A 19,498-nucleotide genomic window follows, 5' to 3' on the forward strand; every position below is an offset into this window, starting at 1 on the left:
GTACCTTGGCGGCACGCTTCACACCGCCTTACACCGTCCTATGCCGACGTCGTCTCTGATACACTCCGATCAGCGCTTCATAAACCCGTTATTCGCAGACCACGCAGAGCTCGATTTCGATGACGCAGGCAACCAACCAATCCTGGGGCGGACGTTTCAGCGAACCTACCGACGCATTCGTCGCCGCTTTCACCGCTTCGATCCCGTTCGACAAGCGTCTCTATCACCACGACATCCGCGGCTCGATCGCCCATGCCACCATGCTGGCTCGGGTCGGCGTACTGACCGACGACGAACGGGATAGCATCATCGATGGCCTGAAAGCCATCGAGGCCGAGATCGAACGCGGCGAGGTCGAATGGTCGATCGCGCTCGAAGACATCCATATGAACATCGAAGCGCGGCTGACGGACAAGATCGGCATTACCGGCAAGAAACTGCATACCGGCCGTTCGCGCAACGACCAGATCGCCACCGATATCCGGCTCTATCTGCGCGACGAGATCGATGCCGTCGCCGCCGAGCTCTCGCGCCTGCGCAGCGGCCTGATCGAGCTGGCCGACCGCGAAGCGGATACCATCATGCCCGGTTTCACCCACCTGCAGACGGCGCAGCCGGTGACCTTCGGCCACCACCTGCTGGCCTGGCAGGAGATGCTGACCCGGGATCACGAGCGGCTGCTCGACTGTCGCAAGCGGGTCAACGTGCTGCCGCTGGGCGCGGCGGCGCTGGCCGGCACCACCTACCCCATTGATCGGCATGTCACTGCCAAGCTGCTGGGCTTCGACCGCCCGGCGGAAAATTCGCTGGATGCGGTCAGCGATCGCGACTTCGCCATCGAATTCACCGCCTTCGCCAGCATTCTGCTGATGCACCTCTCCCGCATGAGCGAGGAAATGGTGCTGTGGGCCAGCGCCCAGTTCGACTTCGTCGATCTGCCCGATCGCTTCTGCACCGGCTCCTCGATCATGCCGCAGAAGAAGAATCCGGACGTACCGGAGCTGGTGCGCGGCAAGGCCGGGCGTGTCTACGGCCATCTGATGAGCCTGCTGACGCTGATGAAATCCCAGCCGCTGGCCTACAACAAGGACAACCAGGAAGACAAGGAACCGCTGTTCGATACCCTCGACACGGTCAAGGGATGCCTGCGCGCCTTCGCCGACATGGCGCCGGCGCTGGTGGCCAAGCCGGACAACATGCTCGAAGCGGCACGCCGCGGCTTCTCCACCGCCACCGATCTGGCCGACTACCTGGTCCGTGCCGGTGTCGCCTTCCGTGACGCCCACGAGATCGTCGGCAAGGCGGTCGCCTACGGCATCGAGCAGCGCAAGGATCTCTCCGAGATGTCGCTCGCAGAGCTCAAGCGCTTCTCCGATGTCATCGGCGAGGACGTGTTCGAGGTGCTGACGCTGGAAGGGTCGGTCGCCGCGCGCAATCACATCGGCGGCACCGCGCCGGATCAGGTTCGCGCCGCCGCCCAGCGCGCGCGCGATGCCCTCGGCACGCTGCAGGAGAGCCATCATGTCGCGTAACGTTCCGGCCATCTTCCCGCAGCTATCGAAGCCGCTGGCGCTGCTGACCCTGTCGCTGCTGGCGCTGTCCGGCTGCGGCCAGAAAGGGCCGCTCTACATGCCCGGAGACGAGGAAGCGGCGAAGACCTACGACCCGCAAGGCGTCTACGAAGAGGACACTCGGCCGTCAGGCTCGGCGGCCCAGTCGCCCGGCGAGGAAGACGCCGATACCGCAGACCAGGCGCCGCAGGCGAGCCCGGCGCCGGCCGCCACGCAACCGAACGCCGAGGAGTTACCGTGACGTTCGAGGCTTTCCCCATTCGTGATGGCGTGCTGCACGCCGAAGACATCGCTCTCGATCAACTCGCCGAGCAGTACGGCACGCCCTGCTACGTCTATTCGCGTGCGGCGCTGACCCGCCACTTCAAGGCCTACAGCGAGGCGCTCGGCGACATGCCGCATCTCGTCTGCTACGCGCTCAAGGCCAACTCCAACCTCGCCGTTCTCGACGTGCTGGCGCGTCTCGGCGCCGGTTTCGATATCGTGTCGGTCGGTGAACTCGAGCGGGTCATTGCCGCGGGAGGCGATCCGGCCAAGGTCGTGTTCTCCGGCGTCGGCAAGCAGGCCGACGAGATGGCCCGCGCGCTGGAAGTCGGCATCAAGTGTTTCAACATCGAATCGCGTCCGGAGCTCGAACGTCTCGATCGGGTAGCCACCGAGCGCGGCCAGGTGGCGAACATCTCGATTCGCGTCAATCCGGACGTCGACGCCAGGACCCACCCGTACATCTCCACCGGGCTCAAGGCCAACAAGTTCGGCGTAGCCGCGGAAGAGGTGTTCGATCTCTATACCTGGGCGGCCGAACGGCCCAACCTCAAGGTCGTGGGACTGGATTGCCATATCGGCTCTCAGCTCACCGAGCTCTCGCCCTATCTCGATGCGCTGGATCGCCTGCTCGCCCTGGTCGACCGTCTCGCCGATCATGGTATCGTCATCGAGCACCTGGATATCGGCGGCGGCCTTGGTGTGACCTATCAGGACGAACGCCCGCCGGCGGCCGAGGATTTCGTCGCCGCCGTGCGCGAGCGCCTGCGCGGTCGGGAGCTGACGCTGCTGCTCGAGCCCGGGCGCTCCATCGCGGCCAACGCCGGGGTCATGCTGACCCGGATCGAATACCTCAAGCCTGGCGAAACCAAGAACTTCGCCATCGTCGACGCCGGCATGAACGATCTGATCCGCCCGTCGCTGTATCAGGCGTGGCAGGGCATCGAGCGCGTCGACACCCGCCAGCCCCGCAACAGCGCCGTCTATGACGTGGTCGGCCCGATCTGCGAGAGCGGCGACTTCCTCGGCCAGGCCCGCGAGCTGGCCGTCGCCGAAGGCGACCTGCTCGCGGTGCGCTCGGCAGGCGCCTACGGCTTCGCCATGGCCTCCAACTACAACAGCCGCGGCCGTCCCGCCGAAGTCCTCGTCGACGGCGACAAGAGCTATCTGGTACGCCGTCGCGAAAGCCTCGACTCCCTGTGGGCGCTAGAGTCGTGCTTGCCAGAAAAGCCCCGGCTGCCGGAGGAGCGCTGATGCTGCTGAACTTCACCAAGATGCACGGCCTGGGCAACGACTTCATGGTGGTCGATCTGATCACCCAGCGCGCCTACCTGCGGGACGAGCAGATCCGCCAACTGGCCGACCGCCATTTCGGGGTCGGCTTCGATCAACTGTTGCTGGTAGAGCCGCCGCGCAAGCCGGACATGGATTTTCGCTACCGGATCTTCAACGCCGACGGCGGCGAGGTAGAGAACTGCGGCAACGGCGCGCGCTGCTTTGCCCGCTTCGTCATCGATCAGCGTTTGACCCACAAGCGTGAATTCAAGGTCGAGACTCTGGGCGGCCCCTTGACGCTGAAGGTGGACGACGACGGCCGCGTGCGGGTCGACATGGGCACGCCACGCTTCGCGCCGGCGGACGTGCCGTTCGTGGCGGACAGCGACGAGCCGCTGCACCATCTCGAGATCGATGGCCGCTCCGTCTCGTTCAGCGTCGCTTCGATGGGCAACCCGCACGCCGTGCTGCAGGTCGACGATGTCGACGACGCACCGGTCGAAGCGCTGGGGCCGAAGCTGCAGCAGCACCCCAGCTTTCCGCGCCAGGCCAACATCGGCTTCATGCAGGTCGACTCCCCGCACGCCGTGCGACTGCGCGTCTTCGAACGCGGCGTCGGTGAAACCCTGGCGTGCGGCACCGGCGCCTGCGCGGCGGTGGCCTGCGGCATTCGCCGGGGCCTGCTGCAAAGCCCCGTCGACGTCGAGCTGCGCGGCGGCAGGCTGACCCTGGAATGGGAAGGCGGCGAGGCCCCGATCATCATGACCGGCCCGGCCGAGCGCGTCTTCGAGGGACGCATTGTCCTGAACTGATAAGTTGCCCTGAACCAACAAATAACATGAACCAATAAATAAAGAAGACGCGGCGGCGAAACTCCGCCACGTCGTGAGGGATTCACAGGAGAACCAACGCATGTCACGCGCTCAGGCCCCCGAGCCCCGCCAGACCCTGGACCCCGATCGGGTCGCCGAGTGGCTGGCGCAGCATACCGACTTCTTCGTTGGCCGGGAGGGGCTGCTGCAACAGCTCAAGGTGCCGCATCCTCATATTCCCGGCGCTGTCTCGCTGCTAGAGCGGTTGGTTCACGACCTTCGCCGCCGGGCGGAGGATGCGGAATGGCGACTCGAGAACCTGCTCGAGTCGGCCCGCTACAACGAAGCCCAGTATCGTCGGACCCGCGAGCTGATCCTCGACCTGATCGAGGCCGAGAGCGCCGATGCGCTGGCCGAAGCGCTGTCGACGCAACTGGCGGAGCGCTTCCGTACCCACGGCATCGGCCTGTGGCTGAACGCCCCGCCGGCCTGCCACGCCACGCCCCGCGACACCAACGCCTGGCAGCCGCCCCGCTTCGCCTTGACCGACGAAGCGCGCCAGCGCCTGGAACTGCTGCTCAACGAGCAAACCAGCCGCTGTACCGCGCTGCACCGGGAAGACTGGGAAATCCTGCTGCCACACTGCAATGCGCCGCAGGGATCCGGCTCCTGTGCCATCACGCGACTGACCCAGGGCGAGCCCATGGGATTTCTGCTGTTGGCCAGCCACGACAGCGAGCACTTCCGGGCCACCCTGGATACGCTGTTCACCGAGTACCTGGGCGAGGTAGTCAGCCGGCTGTTGCGGCGTACCGAGGTCGCCAGTGCAAGCCGCGCTTGATGCCTTCCTGAAGCGGCTGGCGCAGCGCGCCAGCCCGGCGACGGTGGATGCCTATCGTCGCGATATCACCGCCCTGATCGGCTATCTCGAGTCGCAGGACGTGAACAGCTGGCGCCAGCTCGACGTCACGCTGCTGCGGCGCTATCTGGCTCATGAGCGAACGCGCGGCATGGCGCCGAGAACGCTGGCGAGACGCCGCGCCGCGCTATCGCGCTTCGCCGATGAACTGGTCCATCGGGGCGAGCTGGATCATAACCCGGTGCAATTGACGCAGGCGCCACGGCAGCCGCGCCACCTGCCCAGCCCGGTGGATGTCGACCTGCTCGGCCAGTTTCTAGACACCCCCCACGATGGCGGGCCGCTGGACTGCCGCGATCAGGCCATGCTGGAGCTTTTCTACTCCTGCGGCCTGCGTCTGGCCGAACTGGCAGCGCTCGACCTTGCCAGCCTTGCCGACCGCCACGTGCGAGTGGTGGGTAAGGGCGGCAAGCCACGCCAGGTACCGTTGGGCAAACGTGCCGGCCAGGCCATCCAGACCTGGCTCGGGTTTCGCAGCACGCTGGCGGCAGAGGGCGAGACCGCCCTGTTCGTCGCCCAGCACGGCGGCCGTCTCGGTCATCGGTCGATCCAGAGCAGGCTGGCCGATACCGCCCGCAAGCGTGGCCTGTCGGAGCATTTGCATCCGCACCGGCTGCGCCACTCCTTCGCCAGTCATCTGCTGGAGTCCAGCCAGGATCTGCGCGCGGTGCAGGAATTGCTGGGCCATGCCAATCTCTCGACGACGCAGATCTACACGCGCCTGGACTGGCAGCAGCTCGCCGAAGTCTACGACCAGGCCCATCCTCGGGCGCGGCGCAAGTCGGCCTCAGTCAACGACGAGAGTTCAGACAAACCCTAGGAATTCCCCGATATGCCGCTGGACGCCATCACCTTCGATCTCGACGACACGCTGTGGCACAACGGCCCGGTCATGGCCCACGCCGAGCCGGCGCACTATCAATGGCTCGCCGAACGGGTCGACGCTCACCGAGGGCCGGCGGCGACACCGCTGGCCGAAGCCTTTCCGCTGGAAGCCTATCAGTCGATCCGCGCCGCGCTGATGCAGCGCTTCCCGTTGAGTCGAGGCGATCACAGCTGGATTCGCGAGCGCGCCATGCGCGAACTGCTGATCGAGCATGGCCTGTCTCCCGACGAGGCGGCACAGTGGGCGGCAGCCGGCTTCGAGCACTTCATGACGCTGCGCCACGAGGTCGCGCTCTATCCCGAGGTCGTACCGATGTTCGACGCCTGGGCACGGCGCTACCGGCTCGGCATCATCACCAACGGCAACGTCGACGTGCGCCGGCTGTCGCTGGATCACCATTTCGACGTGATCATTCTCGCCGGTGAAATGCACGCCTCGAAGCCGGACCCCCGCCCGTTCCTGTCGGCTGTGGCCCGGCTCGGCACGCAGCCCTATCGCACGCTTCACGTGGGGGACAACTGGGAAGAGGACGTGCTCGCCGCGCAGCGCCTCGGCATGCACGCCGTCTGGATCGACGCCAAGAACGAAGGCGAGCGGGAGCTGCCGCCCCGGGTGCATCGCGTGACGCACGTGAGGGAGTTGCCGGGTATCGTGGCGCAGCTGGACGACGAAGCGCGCCAGTAGCGACTCACCACATCTGCACTGGCGGCCGATTCGACACTTCCCAGCTCACGGCGAACCTTGAATCGGCCACCATTCGACGCCTGTTCAGGGTGGCGCTGCGCGCAGAATCGATGAGCCGGGTCTTGCGACATGGATGTCGCAAGAGGTGCGCAGGACAGGATGTCCGTTCGCGCCGACTCGAGCTCAGCGATGACGCGCGAAGGGTTTCGCCGCCCTGGGCGTCAAAAAGGGGAGCGCGAGGGGCTTGCCCCTCGCATCAACGAGCAAAAGGGTGGTTAGTACTCGGCCAGTTGTAAGCCAGGAACGCTCGAATGAGTCGCTCCTTCGAAGAGAACTCAACTGGCCAACCACCGATCCATCACGCCATACGCCTGATCCAGCCCCTGGCGCTTCAGCGAGGAGAAGAGCTGCACGCTGACCAGGTCTTCCCACTCGGCCAGCCGTTTCCTGACCTGCTGCAGCGAGGCCTTGGCCGGTCCCTGCTTCAACTTGTCCGCCTTGGTCAGCAGGATATGCACCGGCAGTTCGCGATCGTCCGCCATCTCGAGCAACTGGATATCGAAATCGCTGAGCGGATGACGAACGTCCATCAACAGGATCAACCCGCCCAGCGAGCGACGCCGGTGCAGGTAATCGGCGAGATGTGCCTGCCACTCCTTCTTCATCGCCTCCGGCACCTTGGCGTAGCCGTAACCCGGCAGGTCGACGAGCCTGAGCTGGTCATCGTTCTGCAGCGTGAAGAAGTTGATCAACTGCGTGCGCCCCGGCGTCTTCGAGGTGCGCGCCAGCGCCCGCTGTTGGGTCAACGCATTGATGGCACTGGACTTGCCGGCGTTGGAGCGCCCCGCGAACGCGACCTCGACGCCTCGGTCCGGCGGGCATTTGGCCAGCGTCGGCGCACTGATCAGAAAGGTCGCCGTCTGATAGTTGCGGCGCTCGGTAGTGGCAGTCATGGCAGGCTCGATTATCTTGAGACGGTAACGTCGCGCAGTGTACCACGCGTATTCCACCCAGGATGAGGCGTGACGTTCGGCGCTCCCGAAGGCGGGGCTGCTGCTCGATGCTCCCGCAGACGAGACTTCTGTGCGACGCTCCCAGACGAGCGTTTGGCGGCCTACGCTTTTGCGTCCATTTCTGTCAGGCTAAGAGAAACCGGTCGGTAGCAGGCTAGCAAGGGAACCTCGCAGTCCTTCGGGGCTCCAATACCCGTGGCGTGCCGACCACCGACAGCGGTTTCATGGAACACGATGTCATCGACAATGATTTTCGATATTCAGGAGCAGTAACGCATGATCAAGTCTTTTATGGCGCTATTGGCCGGGCTGACATTCTCGGGCGCAGTGATGGCGGCGGATATCGTCGAAGGTCAGGACTATCAGGTCGTCGACGAGCCGATGAAAACGGACGTGCCGGCGGACCAGATCGAAGTCACCGAAGTGTTCTGGTATGGCTGCCCCCACTGTTACGCGCTGGAAGAACCGCTCAACGAGTGGGTCGCCCAGCTTCCCGACGATGTCGCTTTCGATCGCATGGCAGCGCCGCTGGGCAAGGTGTGGGAACAGCACGCCACGGCCTTCTACGCGGCCGAACAGCTCGGCATCGAAGAGAAACTGCGCCAGGACTTTTTCGACGCCATCCACAAGAATGGCCAGCGCCTGACCGACAAGGACGACATCGCCGAGTTCTTCACCCACTATGGTGTCAGCAAGGATGAAGCGCTCAAGGCGCTCGACTCCTTCGGCGTCAAAAGCGAGATCCAGCAGGCTTCCGCCAAGATGCGCGGCTACAAGCTGATGGGTGTCCCCGACCTGATCGTCGACGGCCGTTATGTCGTCACGCCCGATTCCGCCGGCTCGCTGGAAAACATGCCCAAGATCGCCAGCGCGCTGATCGAGAAGGTTCGCGAGGAACGCACCGAGAGCGAGTGACGCCATGTCCCTAGCCGCCTCGACACCCGCCAGCGAGGTCGCGCCGACGCTGAAGCTGCTGACCTGCAATCTGCAGGTCGGCATTCACACTTCGGCCTACCATCACTATTTCACGCGAAGCTGGCAACATCTGCTGCCCCATCCCAAGCGCAGTTCGCGCCTCGATGTCGTGGCCAGCACGCTATCGGCCTACGATATCGTCGGGCTCCAGGAGGTCGATGGCGGCAGCTTCCGCTCCAATCACGTCAATCAGGTGGAATATCTCGCCAAGCGCTCGGCGTTCGATTTCCACTTCCAGCAGCTCAACCGCAACCTGGGGCATGTCGCCCAGCACAGCAACGGTCTGCTGTCGCGTCTGATGCCCAACCGGGTCGACGAGCACCGTCTGCCCGGCATGCGTGGGCGAGGAGCGATTCATGCCCGCTACGGCGAAGGGCCGGACGCCCTGCATGTCTTCGTCGCGCACCTGGCGCTCAGCCAGCGCGGTCGCCTGCGTCAGCTCGACTACCTCGGCGAGATCATCGAGCCGCTGCATCACGTGGTGGTCATGGGCGATCTCAACTGCACGCCGGAGCAGCTGTTGGCGCATCCGCGATTCTGCCGCGCGCTGGACCTCAATCCGCTCAAACCGCAGCTCAGCTATCCGGCCTGGCAGCCCCGCCGGGCGCTGGACCATATTCTGCTGTCTTCATCGCTGAAGGCCGAGCCGCCTCGTGTCCTGGAGGCGATGTTCTCGGACCATCTCCCCATTGCCATGGACATCCATCTGCCGGTTGCCTGCCGGCGAAGCATCGGCCTCGGCGCCGATCGCAGCACGGACACTTGAGATACGACTGAGATACGAAAAAGCGCCTCCGAGGAGGCGCTTTTCCCTACCGGATCGAGACGGCCGGCAGTCATCCGCCGACCACCGTCATCCCGCTACCCAGTTTACCCAGTTGATCATCGGCGTCGGGTAGAGCCCCAGCAGGATGACCAGCGTGGCCACGCCCAACACCACCATGCCGCCGGCCCGTTCGGCCCAGTCGTGGGTCGCGTCGCGACGCTGCATGCCGGGTTCGTGCAGGAACAGCGTGACCATCACGCGCAGGTAGTAATAAAGCCCGATGGCACTTCCCAGCACCACGCCGCCGACCAGCCACCAGCGATGGGCTTCGACACCCACCGCGATGATGTAGAACTTGCCGATGAAGCCTGCGGTGAACGGAATCCCCGCCAGCGACAGCATCGACACCGTCATTACCGCAGTAAGATAGGGGCGGCGCCAGAACAGGCCGCGGTAGTGGTGCAACGGGCTCGCGTCCGCCGTACCGCCGGTGGCCACGTAGGGGCTCGATACCAGCGTGACGACGCCGAAGGCACCGAGCGTGGTCAGCACGTAGGTGACCAGATAGATCCCCACGGTCTCCACGGCCAGCCCCTCGTTGACCACCAGCGCCACCAGCAGATAGCCGAAATGGGCAATCGAAGAGTAGCCCAGCAGGCGTTTGAGATCGTTCTGGGTCAGCGCCAGCAGGTTGCCTACCAGCATGGTGACGACGGCGATGAAGCCGAGCAGGTCGTGCCACCAGTTTTCGTGAAACGCCAGCGTCGACTGGAAGAGCCGCACCAGCACCAGAAACACCGCCACCTTGCTGGCCGTGGCCAGGAATGTCGTTGCCGGCCCGGGCCCGCCCTGATAGACGTCCGGCGTCCAAAGATGAAACGGCACGATGGAGAGCTTGAACGCCAGACCTACCAAGAGCATGCCGGCGCCCGCCAGCAGCCAGGGGTCGCTGCCGTAGGTCGACAACGCTTCGCCCAGCTCGGCGAAATCCAATGTGCCGGTTATCGCATAGAGCAGCGCCATGCCGAAGAGCAGGAAGGCGGTGGCAGCCGCCGACAGCACCATGTACTTGATACCGCTTTCCAGCGCGCCACGGTCCCGGAAGGTATAGGCAAGCATCCCGAACAGCGGCATCGACAGCAGTTCGATGCCGAAAAACAGCGTCGTCATGTGACGTGCGGAAACCAGTACCAGCCCGCCGGCCGCGGCACTCAGCAGCAGCAGGTAGAATTCGTCCCGCGGACCTTCGTAGCCCTCGAGGTAATGGTGAGCCAGCGTGACGCAGGCCAGCGTCGACATCAGCACCAGCACGCCGCCGAAACGTGACAGATCGTCGACCACCAGTACCGAAGTGACATCGACCGTGCCCAGCGTCCAGCCGAACAGCAACGCCAGCAGCGCCACGTTGAGTCCGACGGCGGTCAGGATCGCGCTCAGCGTGTGGTTGCGCTGCCAGGCGATCGACAGCATCACCACGATCACGGTCAGGCAGACCAGAATCAGCGGAGAAATGGCCAGTAATGCCATCGTGGTAGCGTGGCTCATTGGGCACCTCCCGTCATTGCCCCGGCTTGCTGAACGCTCTGTTGCACGACCTGCATGGCGCCGGCGGAGGTATCCAGCAGCGGCTGGGGATAGATGCCGAAGAACACCACCAGGGCGACGATGCCGAACAGCAGTACCGTCTCGCGTCGATCCAGCCCAGCCAGCGGCGTCTCCTCTCTCGGCGGCCCGTAGTAGACGCGCTGCATGATGAACAGCGAGTAGACGGCAGCCAGGATCAGGCCAACGCTGGAGATGACCACGATCCAGGGTGCGACGCCGAATGCGCCGAACATCACCATGAACTCACCGACGAAATTGGCGGTACCGGGGAGTCCCAGCGACGCCGCCACGAACACCAGCGCGAATCCCGGCAGACCACGGATACGCCCCCACAGGCCACCCATCTCGCGCATGTCGCGGGTATGCAGACGCTCGTAGAGCTGGCCGGACAGGATGAACAGTCCGGCGGCGGAAAACGCATGCGCCACCATCAACGCCACCACGCCCTGCAGTGCCAGTTCGGTACCGGCATAGATACCGATCAGCACGAAGCCCATGTGGGAAATACTGGTGTAGGCGATCAGGCGTTTCAGGTCCTGCTGGCCGCAGGCGAGGATCGCGCCGTAGAAGATGCCGATCAGGCCCAGCGTCATCGCCACCGGCGCGAAGGCCTGGGACGCTTCCGGGAACAGCGGCAGCGCAAAGCGCAGCATCCCGTAGGCCGCCGTCTTGAGCAGGATACCGGCAAGATCCACGCTACCAGCCGTCGGTGCCTGGGCGTGAGCATCCGGTAGCCAGCCGTGCAGCGGCACCACCGGCAGCTTGACCGCGAAGGCGACGAAGAAGCCGAGCATCAGCCACCAGGCGGTGGTTTCGGACAGCGGCGTATCGAGCAGATCCGCATAGGCGAAGGTGTATTCACCGGTGGCGCCATGGTGAGCGAACACCAGCCCAAGAATGGCAATCAGCATCAGCAGGCCGCTGGCCTGGGTATAGATGAAGAACTTGGTGGCCGCGCCGATCCGCGAACTGCCCCGGGAGCCGCTGTGGCCCCACAGCGCGATCAGGAAATACATCGGCACCAGCATCATTTCCCAGAACAGGAAGAACAGGAACAGGTCGATAGCGAGAAAGACCCCGACCACGCCACCGAGAATCCACAGCAGGTTGAGGTGGAAGAATCCGACCCGCTGCACGATCTCCTTCCACGAGCAGATCACGGCCATGGCGCCGAGCAGCCCGGTCAGCGCGATCATCAACAGCGACAATCCGTCGATCGCCAGATGCACCTGGATGCCGAAACGCGGAATCCAGTCGGCCTGCCACTCCAGCGTCCAGGCACTGGCGGCCCCTTCCGCCGGCAGGCTGAAGTCGCTGCCGACCCACAGCCCCAGCACCATCGCCAGCTCGAGCAGCATGGTGCCAAGCGCGATCCAGCGTGGCGCCTGGTCGCCGAAGCGTTCGGCCTGCCAGCACAGCAGGCCGCCAATGAAGGGGATCAGTATCAGCCAGACCAGAGTCATGAATCAGCCATCCGCGATAGAGTGAATTCCGTGTGCTCCCGACACGATGTCGCCGAGCCGTCAGCACTGTGCATCGTTCCTGCGCCCATCTGTCAGCCCACCAGCAGGAAGGCAAGCAGCAGCGTCGCCCCCAGCACCATCGACACGGCGTAATGGCGCATCAGACCCGTCTGGGTCATGCGCAGCCCGTGGTGCGAGGCACGCGCCAGCCACGGCAGGATATTGCACAGCGAGTTGATCCAGTCGTCTCGATTGACCCTGACCAGTCCTTGATAGGGGCGCACGAACAGCCAGTCGTAAAGCGCATCGAAACCCCAGGCGTTGTGCCAGAACGTCCACAGCCGGGCGCCGCGCGGATCCGCCATCCCGCGACGAATCAGGTCGCGCCGACGCTTGAACAGCCAGCCGGCGAACAGTACGCCGCCGACGGCCACGATCATCGCGACGACTTCGAGAATGTGAGTTCCCAGCCCCTCTCCCGCCGGTCCGGGAGGCAACACCTCGTCCAGCGGAGGCGTCAGTTGCGCACCGATCGCGGTCGACATCACGATCAGCACGACCAGCGGTACGCCATGCACCAAGCCCTTGCCAGCGTGGGCGTCGCGGGCGTGATCGCTCTTCGGCGCGCCATGGAAGGTGCCGAGAATCAGGCGCACGGTGTAGATCGAGGTCAGCAGTGCGCCGAACAGACCGGCGAGCATCAGAATGCCGTGGCCCGAAGCGAGCGCCGACACCAGGATCGCGTCCTTGCTGTAGAAGCCAGCCGTGACCAGTGGCAGGGCCGCCAGTGCCGCGCCCCCGACGATGAACCCGGCGTAGGTCAGCGGCAGCTTGCGCCACAGCCCGCCGAGGCGGCGCATGTCCTGCTCGTGATGGGTGCAGATGATTACCGAACCGGCGGAGAGGAACAGCAGCGCCTTGAAGAAGGCATGGATCATCAGGTGGAAGATCGCCGCATCGAACGCGCCAACACCCAGCGCCAGGAACATGTAGCCGATCTGACTCATGGTCGAGTACGCCAGCACCCGCTTGATGTCGGTCTGCGCCAGTGCCGCGAACCCCGCCACCAGCAGCGTCAGCGCGCCGATTACGCCGACCAGCAGCAGCACGTCCGGGGCCATCAGGAAGATTCCGTTCATGCGTGCGATCAGATAGACGCCTGCGGTGACCATGGTCGCCGCATGGATCAGCGCCGACACCGGCGTGGGGCCGGCCATGGCGTCCGCTAACCAGGTGTGCAGCGGCAGCTGTGCCGATTTGCCGATCGCCCCGCCGAGCAGCATCAGCGCCGCGAGCTGCGGCATCAGGCCGCCCTCGCTCCAGATCTCCGGCGCGCGCGCCAGCAGCGTCTGGATATTGAGCGAACCCAGTTCGACATAGAGCAGGAACATACCGATCGCCAGGAACACGTCGCCGGTACGCGTAATGACGAACGCCTTGAAGGCCGCCCAGCCGTTGGCTGGCGTACGGTAGTAGTAGCCGATCAGCAGATAGCTGCAGAGCCCCACCCCTTCCCAGCCGAAGTAGAGCAGCAGCAGGTTATCGCCCAGCACCAGCAGGATCATGCTGAACACGAACAGGTTCATGTGACAGAAGAAACGGGTCACACCCTCCTCGCCGCGCATGTACCAGGCCGCGAACAGGTGGATGAAGAAGCCGACGCCGGTGATGACGCCGAGCAGCGTCAGCGACAGGCCATCGAGCATCAGCCCCATGGTGGGCTGGAAATCCCCCACCGTGATCCAGTGCCAGAGCGTCAGCGTCTGCGCCGACTGGCCGTGGTCGTAGAAATCGATCCCGACCCACAGCGTGCATAGCGCCGCCAGGCCGATCGAAGCGACACCGATGGTGGCGCTGGCCCGCTCGGAGAGCCGGCCGAACGAGAGCGCCAGGATCAACGATCCCAGCAGCGGGAAGACGAAGGTGAGGGTAAGTAGATTCATCCGCGCAACCTGCCAGCCGCATCGATATCGAGAGTCTTGAAGCGCCGATAGAGCTGCATCAACAGCGCCAGCCCCACGCTCGCCTCGGCCGCTGCCAGCGTGATGATCATCAGAAACATCACCTGGCCGTCGGCCTGGTGCCAATGAGTGCCGCCGACGATGAACGCCAGGCCGGCGGCGTTCATCATGATCTCTAGGCTCATCAGCACGAACAGCATGTTGCGCCGCGTCATCAGCCCGGCCAGCCCCAGCACGAACAGGATCGCCGCCAGCCACAGGCCGTGTTCTACCGGAATGCCCGTCATGCCTTGCCCTCCTGCGTGCGGTTCTGTTCACGTGTATTGACCGGGGTTTCACGGACCGGCGCGGCATCCGCCTGGGCCTGCTCGTTGAGCTCGCGCTGGCGCTCGCGGGCCAGATCGGCTTCATCGTGCGCTTCGCTGCGGCCCAGATGAGACGCCGCCACCAGCGCCGCCAGCAGCAGCATGGCGGCCAGCTCGACGATGACCAGATAGGGGCCGAACAGCGAGATCCCCACCATTTTGGCCGTCAGCGTCTCGCCGCTGATGCTGCCTTGGTAGTCGCCGCTGGCCAGCGTGACGATCATCACGATCAGCAACACCGCTGTCAGCACCGCGGGCCCCACCCACGCCTTGGGCTGGAGCCAGGCACGCTCCTGCTCCACCGCCGACTCGCCGAGATTGAGCATCATCACCACGAACACGAACAGCACCATGATCGCCCCGGCGTAGACGATGATCTCGAGCGCCCCAGCAAACGGCGCACCGAGGGCGAAGAACACCATCGCCACCGCGATCAGCGACACGATCAAATAGAGCAGCGCGTGAACCGGGTGCGTACCCGTCACCACGCGAAGGGTGGCGAGAATCGCGACCAGCCCACTCAAGTAAAACGCGATTTGCATGCTTCTCTCCCAGCAAACGGCTTCGAACCGCAACCTGCACGTTGGCGCCGAAGTTCCGGCGCAGCGATGCCGTGACTCATGGCATCAACGACTTGACGTCGATCGGCTCGGCCTCGTTCTGCGCCTCGCCCTTGTCCTTGCCCGCGATCGACAGGCCCGCCACACGATAGAAATTGGTGCTGTGATCCTTGCCCGGGCCATCGATCAGCAGGTCCTGCTTTTCGTAGACCAGCTCCTGACGCCGAAACTCGCTCATCTCGAAATCCGGGGTCAACTGAATCGCCGAGGTCGGGCAGGCCTCCTCGCACATGCCGCAGAAGATGCAGCGCGAGAAGTTGATGCGAAAGAACTCCGGATACCAGCGCCCGTCCTCTTTCTCGCCCTTCTGCAGCGAGATGCAGGCCACCGGACACGCCACCGCACACAGGTTGCAGGCGACACAGCGCTCCTCGCCGTCCGGGTCGCGGGTCAGCACGATGCGCCCGCGATAGCGCGGCGGCAGATAGACCTGCTCTTCCGGATACTGCAGCGTCTCGCGCTTGCGCCAGCTGTGGGAGAAAACCATCCACAGCGTGCGCAACTGCGTGCCGGTGCCGTTGATGATCTTGCGGATCTGATCAAGCATCGATGATCCCCTTAGACGCCCGGATCGATGAGCAGAATCATCGCCCCGGTGATCAATAGATTGACGAGTGTCAGCGGTAGACACACCTTCCAGCCGAAGCTCATGACCTTGTCGTAGCGCGGTCTCGGCAATGCCGCCCGCAACAGCACGAACAGGATGACGAAGAACACCGTCTTGAGCAGGAACCAGACGATCGGCGGCAGCAATGGCCCGTGCCAGCCGCCGAAGAACAGCGTCACCAGCAGCGCCGAGATCAGCACGATGCCGATGTACTCGCCGACGAAGAACATGCCCCACTTCATGCCGGAATATTCGATGTGGTAACCGTCGGCCAGCTCCTGTTCGGCCTCGGGCTGATCGAACGGATGGCGGTGGGTCACCGCGATGCCGGCGATGACGAAGGTGCAGAAGCCGAAGAACTGCGGAATGATGAACCAGACGTTCTCCTGCGCGTTGACGATGTCGCGCATGTTGAACGAGCCGGTCATGGCGACGATGCCCATCACCGCCAGGCCCATGAACACTTCGTAGGAAAGGGTCTGGGCAGAGGCGCGCAGCGCACCGAGCAGTGCGTACTTGTTGCCGCTGGCCCAGCCCGCGAACAGCACGGCGTAGACGTTGATGCCAGCCATCGCGAAGAAGAACAAAATACCGATGTTGAGATCCGCCACGCCCCAGCCGGGGGTGATCGGAATGACCATGAACGAGAGCAGCAGCGAGGCCATGGCGATCGCCGGCGCCAGCACGAAGAAGGTGCGGTCGGCGAACGGCGGGATCCAGTCTTCCTTGAAGAAGATCTTGAGCATGTCCGCCGCGATCTGCAAAAGCCCGAACGGCCCTACCCGGTTGGGGCCGTAGCGGTCCTGCCACAGGGCCAGCAGGCGCCGCTCGATCATGCTCAGCAAAGCACCGGAAACGACCACGACCAGCAGAATCACCACGGCCTGGAGCATCGCGATCAATGTCGCTTCGACTTGAGGCGTCCACCAGCTCATGGGCGCACCTCCTCAACCGAAGCCTGACGCTCCCCACCGGCCCGGGTGATACGCCCCCACCGCGTGGCGCCCGGGGTCAGCGCGCCGGTGACCTCCTGAATCGTGCCGCCTGGCAACCCGATCATGCCTTTCGGCATTCCCGCGCTGAGCCGCGCCGGCAGGTCGAAGGTAGCACCGTCCAGCGAAATCGAGACCACGTCGCCCGCGGCAACGCCGAGTCGCGCCGCATCGGCTTCGCTCAACGCCACCTGCGGAACCGCCATGCGCTCGCGGATCGGTTCGGCACGACGCGACATCTCGTCGCCACCGAACAGCTGCGGCAGATCGATTATCTGCCATTCATCCGCGCGCGGCGTGAAGGCGGCGGGGATCTCGGTGCAGTAGTCGCCACCGGCCACCGGCGCCGTGAACAGCCGCTTGCCCGGATCGCCGGCGCGCAGGTGCCCACCGACTTCGTCCTGGAACTTGTTCCAGGCCTGAGGCGAGTTCCAGCCCGGCGCCCAGGCAAAGGCGACATCGCGGCGCGGTTCCTGATAGCCCGCGTAGCCCTCCATCGAGAAGGCGAACGGTGTATCGAGATCCACCGGCGCCCGCGGCTCGTTGACGTTGAGGTTGGCGCGCATCGCGGTACGGCCGCTGTAGCGGTGCGGCTCACGGGCGAGCTTCAGGCCGTGGATCCGGAACATCGCTTCCGGCGTATTCTGGTGCAGCGGCGCCAATGCCGGCGCGTCCTCGGCCACCGCCTGGGTCAGGTCGTCGAGCAGAATCGTCTCCACCGGCTGACGATCCAGTGTCGCATGCAGGGCATGCAACCAGCGCCAGCTTTCCCGGATACGGGTATCCGGGCGCATGTAGCTGGGATCGAAGACCTGATAGAAGCGCTGCGCTCGCCCTTCCAGACTGACCAGCGTACCGTCGCTTTCGGCGAAGGTGCCGGCCGGCAGGCCGATATCGGCGCGCTCCCAGGTCGCCGTACGCTGATGATCGATCGTAACGACCGCCGTCGCTCTCGCGAGCGCGCTATCCACGCGCGCCGCCGGCAGCCGGGTATAGAGATCGTTCTCGAGAATCACCACGCCGTCGGCATTACCTGTATCGAGCTGCTCCAGCGCCCAGTCGAGGGACTCGCCGCCGAGCAGCCCGAGCCCGACGCTATTGGCTTCGCGGCGAACGAGGGTCAGGCTGGCGTCCGCCTTCTGGCGCCGTGCCAGGGCGCGGGCGACATTGCCGGCCGCTTCGAGAATCGCCATCGAGCCCAGCGACTCGCCGGCGATGACCAACGGCTTCTTCGCCGCCATCAGCGCATCGGCGATACCTTCGGCCAGTTGCGATGTGACGTCGTCGAGCCCGTCGACAGCTGCCGCGGTAGGATCCAGAGCGTGCGCCACGGCGAACCCGAGACGAGCGATATCGTCGGGCGCAGCACGCTCGGCATGAGTCGCGATACCGTCGAGCTTGGTCACGTCCGGCGTAGCCAGGAACAGCGGATGGCCGGCATCCTGTGCGATGGTCTTCACCGCTTCGGCGTTCCACTCGGGAATGCCTCGGGCCGCGCCCAGCTCGGCGCCCTTGCCACGGACCGCCTGACGCACCGAGAGCGCGATGCGGGCGGCGCTCTGGATCAGATCCTCGCCGAGCACCAGAATCGCGTCGCACTGTTCGATCTCGCGCAGGCTCGGCGTCGCCAGCCCCGTCTCGCGGTTGAGCGCTTCCATCCGGCGGATTCGCGCCAGTTCGCCGGCTTCGATGCCGGTGGAGAAGTTGTCCGCGCCGACCAGCTGGCGCAGCCGATGGTTGCTCTCGAGACTGGCCCGGGGCGAACCGATACCGACGATCCGTCTGGCACCGCGCAGCGCATCGGCGGCACGGTCCAGCGCCTCGTCGACTTCCATGGTGCGCGCTTCACCACCGGTCTCCCGGCATTCGGGGCGTGTCGGTCGATCCTTGCGGTTGACGTAGCCATAGCCGAAACGGCCGCGGTCGCAGAGGAAATAGCCGTTGACGTCGCCGTTGTAGCGATTCTCGATCCGACGGATATCGCCGTAGCGCTCGCCGGGGCTGATGTTGCAGCCCGACGCGCACTGGTGGCAGACGCTCGGCGCGAACTGCAGGTCCCATTTGCGGGTGTAGTGATCGGAGTGGGTCTGGTCGGTGAACACGCCGGTGGGGCAGACTTCGGTCAGGTTGCCGGAGAACTCGCTCTCCAGCGTGCCGTCGGTGACGCGGCCGAAGTAGACGTTGTCGTGCGCGCCGAAGGCGCCCAGATCCTCGCCGCCGGCATAGTCCTGATAGAACCGGGTGCAGCGATAGCACGTAATGCAGCGATTCATCTCGTGAGCGATGAACGGGCCGAGATCCTGATTGCGATGGGTCCGCTTGCGGAAGCGATAACGACGGCGATCGTGGCCCGTCATCACCGTCATGTCCTGCAGATGACAGTGGCCGCCCTCTTCGCATACCGGGCAGTCGTGCGGATGATTGACCATCAGCCACTCGATCACCGTCTGGCGGAAGGCCTTGGCCTCTTCATCGGCGATGGAGATATAGGCATCGTCCTTGACCGGCGCCATGCAGGACATGACCAGCATGCCGCGGGTGTCATCGGCGTCCTTGTACTGCTTCACCGCGCACTGACGGCAGGCGCCGACGCTGCCCATCGCCGGATGCCAGCAGAAATAGGGGATATCCAGCCCCAGCGAAAGGCAGGCGTGGAGCAGGTTGTCGCTGTCTTCGACTTCGTAGTCGTTGCCGTCGACGTGAATGGTGGCCATGGCGTC

18 protein-coding genes are annotated in these 19,498 nt (G+C 64.7%); 9 read left to right on the forward strand and 9 right to left on the reverse strand.

All coding sequences use genetic code 11. The annotated features are described in order from the left end of the window. Nucleotides 1–119: 119 nt before the first annotated feature. The 7 genes from argH (at nt 120) to CCD76_RS06235 (ending at nt 6,411) form a co-directional block, all read left to right on the forward strand. Nucleotides 120–1,532 (forward strand): argininosuccinate lyase, encoded by a 1,413-nt coding sequence (gene argH, locus CCD76_RS06205; protein ID WP_087718646.1) that lies wholly within the window; start codon nt 120–122, stop codon nt 1,530–1,532. Beyond that, nucleotides 1,522–1,812: an LPS translocon maturation chaperone LptM gene (gene lptM, locus CCD76_RS20625; protein WP_087718647.1), complete on the forward strand. Its 291-nt coding sequence runs from the start codon at nt 1,522–1,524 to the stop codon at nt 1,810–1,812. The genes argH and lptM overlap by 11 nt, the downstream gene beginning before the upstream one ends. Further along, the gene (gene lysA / locus CCD76_RS06215; RefSeq protein WP_256961150.1) at nt 1,809–3,089 is read left to right on the forward strand and encodes a diaminopimelate decarboxylase; all 1,281 of its coding nucleotides are present in this window, start codon (nt 1,809–1,811) and stop codon (nt 3,087–3,089) included. The genes lptM and lysA overlap by 4 nt, the downstream gene beginning before the upstream one ends. Next, nucleotides 3,089–3,922 carry a diaminopimelate epimerase gene (dapF, locus tag CCD76_RS06220; RefSeq protein WP_087718648.1) on the forward strand — a complete coding sequence of 278 codons (834 nt, stop codon included), beginning with the start codon at nt 3,089–3,091 and terminating at the stop codon, nt 3,920–3,922. Before lysA ends, dapF begins: the two co-directional genes overlap by 1 nt. A gap of 100 nt (nt 3,923–4,022) precedes the next feature. Then, the gene (locus CCD76_RS06225) at nt 4,023–4,763 is read left to right on the forward strand and encodes a DUF484 family protein (RefSeq protein ID WP_087718649.1); all 741 of its coding nucleotides are present in this window, start codon (nt 4,023–4,025) and stop codon (nt 4,761–4,763) included. Beyond that, nucleotides 4,747–5,661 (forward strand): tyrosine recombinase XerC, encoded by a 915-nt coding sequence (locus CCD76_RS06230; RefSeq protein ID WP_087718650.1) that lies wholly within the window; start codon nt 4,747–4,749, stop codon nt 5,659–5,661. Before CCD76_RS06225 ends, CCD76_RS06230 begins: the two co-directional genes overlap by 17 nt. Before the next feature lie 12 nt (nt 5,662–5,673). Continuing rightward, nucleotides 5,674–6,411 carry an HAD family hydrolase gene (locus CCD76_RS06235; RefSeq protein ID WP_087718651.1) on the forward strand — a complete coding sequence of 246 codons (738 nt, stop codon included), beginning with the start codon at nt 5,674–5,676 and terminating at the stop codon, nt 6,409–6,411. A gap of 335 nt (nt 6,412–6,746) precedes the next feature. On the opposite strand, the gene yihA is transcribed toward CCD76_RS06235, so the two are convergent. Further along, complete coding sequence (yihA, locus tag CCD76_RS06240) at nt 6,747–7,364, reverse strand: ribosome biogenesis GTP-binding protein YihA/YsxC (RefSeq protein ID WP_087718652.1); 618 nt, start codon at nt 7,362–7,364, stop codon at nt 6,747–6,749. Nucleotides 7,365–7,700: 336 nt separating this feature from the next. On the opposite strand from yihA, the gene CCD76_RS06245 reads away from it, so the two are divergent. Continuing rightward, nucleotides 7,701–8,339 (forward strand): thiol:disulfide interchange protein DsbA/DsbL, encoded by a 639-nt coding sequence (locus CCD76_RS06245; protein WP_087718653.1) that lies wholly within the window; start codon nt 7,701–7,703, stop codon nt 8,337–8,339. Between the two features lie 4 nt (nt 8,340–8,343). Next, complete coding sequence (locus tag CCD76_RS06250) at nt 8,344–9,165, forward strand: endonuclease/exonuclease/phosphatase family protein (protein ID WP_087718654.1); 822 nt, start codon at nt 8,344–8,346, stop codon at nt 9,163–9,165. Between the two features lie 87 nt (nt 9,166–9,252). Here CCD76_RS06250 and nuoN read toward each other — a convergent pair whose 3' ends face one another. From nuoN to nuoG, 8 genes are all read right to left on the reverse strand, one after another. Then, nucleotides 9,253–10,710: an NADH-quinone oxidoreductase subunit NuoN gene (gene nuoN, locus CCD76_RS06255; protein WP_256961153.1), complete on the reverse strand. Its 1,458-nt coding sequence runs from the start codon at nt 10,708–10,710 to the stop codon at nt 9,253–9,255. Next, nucleotides 10,707–12,233 carry an NADH-quinone oxidoreductase subunit M gene (nuoM, locus tag CCD76_RS06260; protein WP_087718655.1) on the reverse strand — a complete coding sequence of 509 codons (1,527 nt, stop codon included), beginning with the start codon at nt 12,231–12,233 and terminating at the stop codon, nt 10,707–10,709. The genes nuoN and nuoM overlap by 4 nt, the downstream gene beginning before the upstream one ends. Before the next feature lie 92 nt (nt 12,234–12,325). Further along, nucleotides 12,326–14,176, reverse strand: coding sequence for an NADH-quinone oxidoreductase subunit L (gene nuoL, locus CCD76_RS06265; RefSeq protein WP_087718656.1), 1,851 nt, complete (start codon nt 14,174–14,176; stop codon nt 12,326–12,328). Beyond that, on the reverse strand, nt 14,173–14,481 hold the full coding sequence (gene nuoK / locus CCD76_RS06270; RefSeq protein ID WP_075568504.1) for an NADH-quinone oxidoreductase subunit NuoK: 309 nt from the start codon (nt 14,479–14,481) through the stop codon (nt 14,173–14,175). The genes nuoL and nuoK overlap by 4 nt, the downstream gene beginning before the upstream one ends. Then, complete coding sequence (nuoJ, locus tag CCD76_RS06275) at nt 14,478–15,101, reverse strand: NADH-quinone oxidoreductase subunit J (RefSeq protein ID WP_087718657.1); 624 nt, start codon at nt 15,099–15,101, stop codon at nt 14,478–14,480. Before nuoJ ends, nuoK begins: the two co-directional genes overlap by 4 nt. A gap of 76 nt (nt 15,102–15,177) precedes the next feature. After that, nucleotides 15,178–15,726, reverse strand: a complete 549-nt coding sequence (gene nuoI, locus CCD76_RS06280; RefSeq protein WP_087718658.1) for an NADH-quinone oxidoreductase subunit NuoI — start codon at nt 15,724–15,726, stop codon at nt 15,178–15,180. A gap of 11 nt (nt 15,727–15,737) precedes the next feature. Beyond that, a complete protein-coding gene (gene nuoH / locus CCD76_RS06285) occupies nt 15,738–16,721 on the reverse strand; it encodes an NADH-quinone oxidoreductase subunit NuoH (RefSeq protein WP_071230997.1) in 984 nt (327 codons plus the stop codon). Continuing rightward, nucleotides 16,718–19,492 (reverse strand): NADH-quinone oxidoreductase subunit NuoG, encoded by a 2,775-nt coding sequence (gene nuoG / locus CCD76_RS06290; RefSeq protein WP_087718659.1) that lies wholly within the window; start codon nt 19,490–19,492, stop codon nt 16,718–16,720. The genes nuoH and nuoG overlap by 4 nt, the downstream gene beginning before the upstream one ends. Between the last annotated feature and the right edge of the window lie 6 nt (nt 19,493–19,498).

The sequence above is a fragment of the Salinicola salarius genome, assembly GCF_002179555.1.
Lineage (GTDB): Bacteria > Pseudomonadota > Gammaproteobacteria > Pseudomonadales > Halomonadaceae > Salinicola > Salinicola salarius_A.

Coding starts and splice junctions, on each gene's coding strand:
- argH (WP_087718646.1), top strand. CDS start 120: ATGACGCAGGCAACCAACCAATCCTGGGGCGGACGTTTCAGCGAACCT.
- lptM (WP_087718647.1), top strand. CDS start 1,522: ATGTCGCGTAACGTTCCGGCCATCTTCCCGCAGCTATCGAAGCCGCTG.
- dapF (WP_087718648.1), top strand. CDS start 3,089: ATGCTGCTGAACTTCACCAAGATGCACGGCCTGGGCAACGACTTCATG.
- CCD76_RS06225 (WP_087718649.1), top strand. CDS start 4,023: ATGTCACGCGCTCAGGCCCCCGAGCCCCGCCAGACCCTGGACCCCGAT.
- CCD76_RS06235 (WP_087718651.1), top strand. CDS start 5,674: ATGCCGCTGGACGCCATCACCTTCGATCTCGACGACACGCTGTGGCAC.
- yihA (WP_087718652.1), bottom strand. CDS start 7,364: ATGACTGCCACTACCGAGCGCCGCAACTATCAGACGGCGACCTTTCTG.
- CCD76_RS06245 (WP_087718653.1), top strand. CDS start 7,701: ATGATCAAGTCTTTTATGGCGCTATTGGCCGGGCTGACATTCTCGGGC.
- CCD76_RS06250 (WP_087718654.1), top strand. CDS start 8,344: ATGTCCCTAGCCGCCTCGACACCCGCCAGCGAGGTCGCGCCGACGCTG.
- nuoN (WP_256961153.1), bottom strand. CDS start 10,710: ATGAGCCACGCTACCACGATGGCATTACTGGCCATTTCTCCGCTGATT.
- nuoM (WP_087718655.1), bottom strand. CDS start 12,233: ATGACTCTGGTCTGGCTGATACTGATCCCCTTCATTGGCGGCCTGCTG.
- nuoL (WP_087718656.1), bottom strand. CDS start 14,176: ATGAATCTACTTACCCTCACCTTCGTCTTCCCGCTGCTGGGATCGTTG.
- nuoK (WP_075568504.1), bottom strand. CDS start 14,481: ATGACGGGCATTCCGGTAGAACACGGCCTGTGGCTGGCGGCGATCCTG.
- nuoJ (WP_087718657.1), bottom strand. CDS start 15,101: ATGCAAATCGCGTTTTACTTGAGTGGGCTGGTCGCGATTCTCGCCACC.
- nuoI (WP_087718658.1), bottom strand. CDS start 15,726: ATGCTTGATCAGATCCGCAAGATCATCAACGGCACCGGCACGCAGTTG.
- nuoH (WP_071230997.1), bottom strand. CDS start 16,721: ATGAGCTGGTGGACGCCTCAAGTCGAAGCGACATTGATCGCGATGCTC.
- nuoG (WP_087718659.1), bottom strand. CDS start 19,492: ATGGCCACCATTCACGTCGACGGCAACGACTACGAAGTCGAAGACAGC.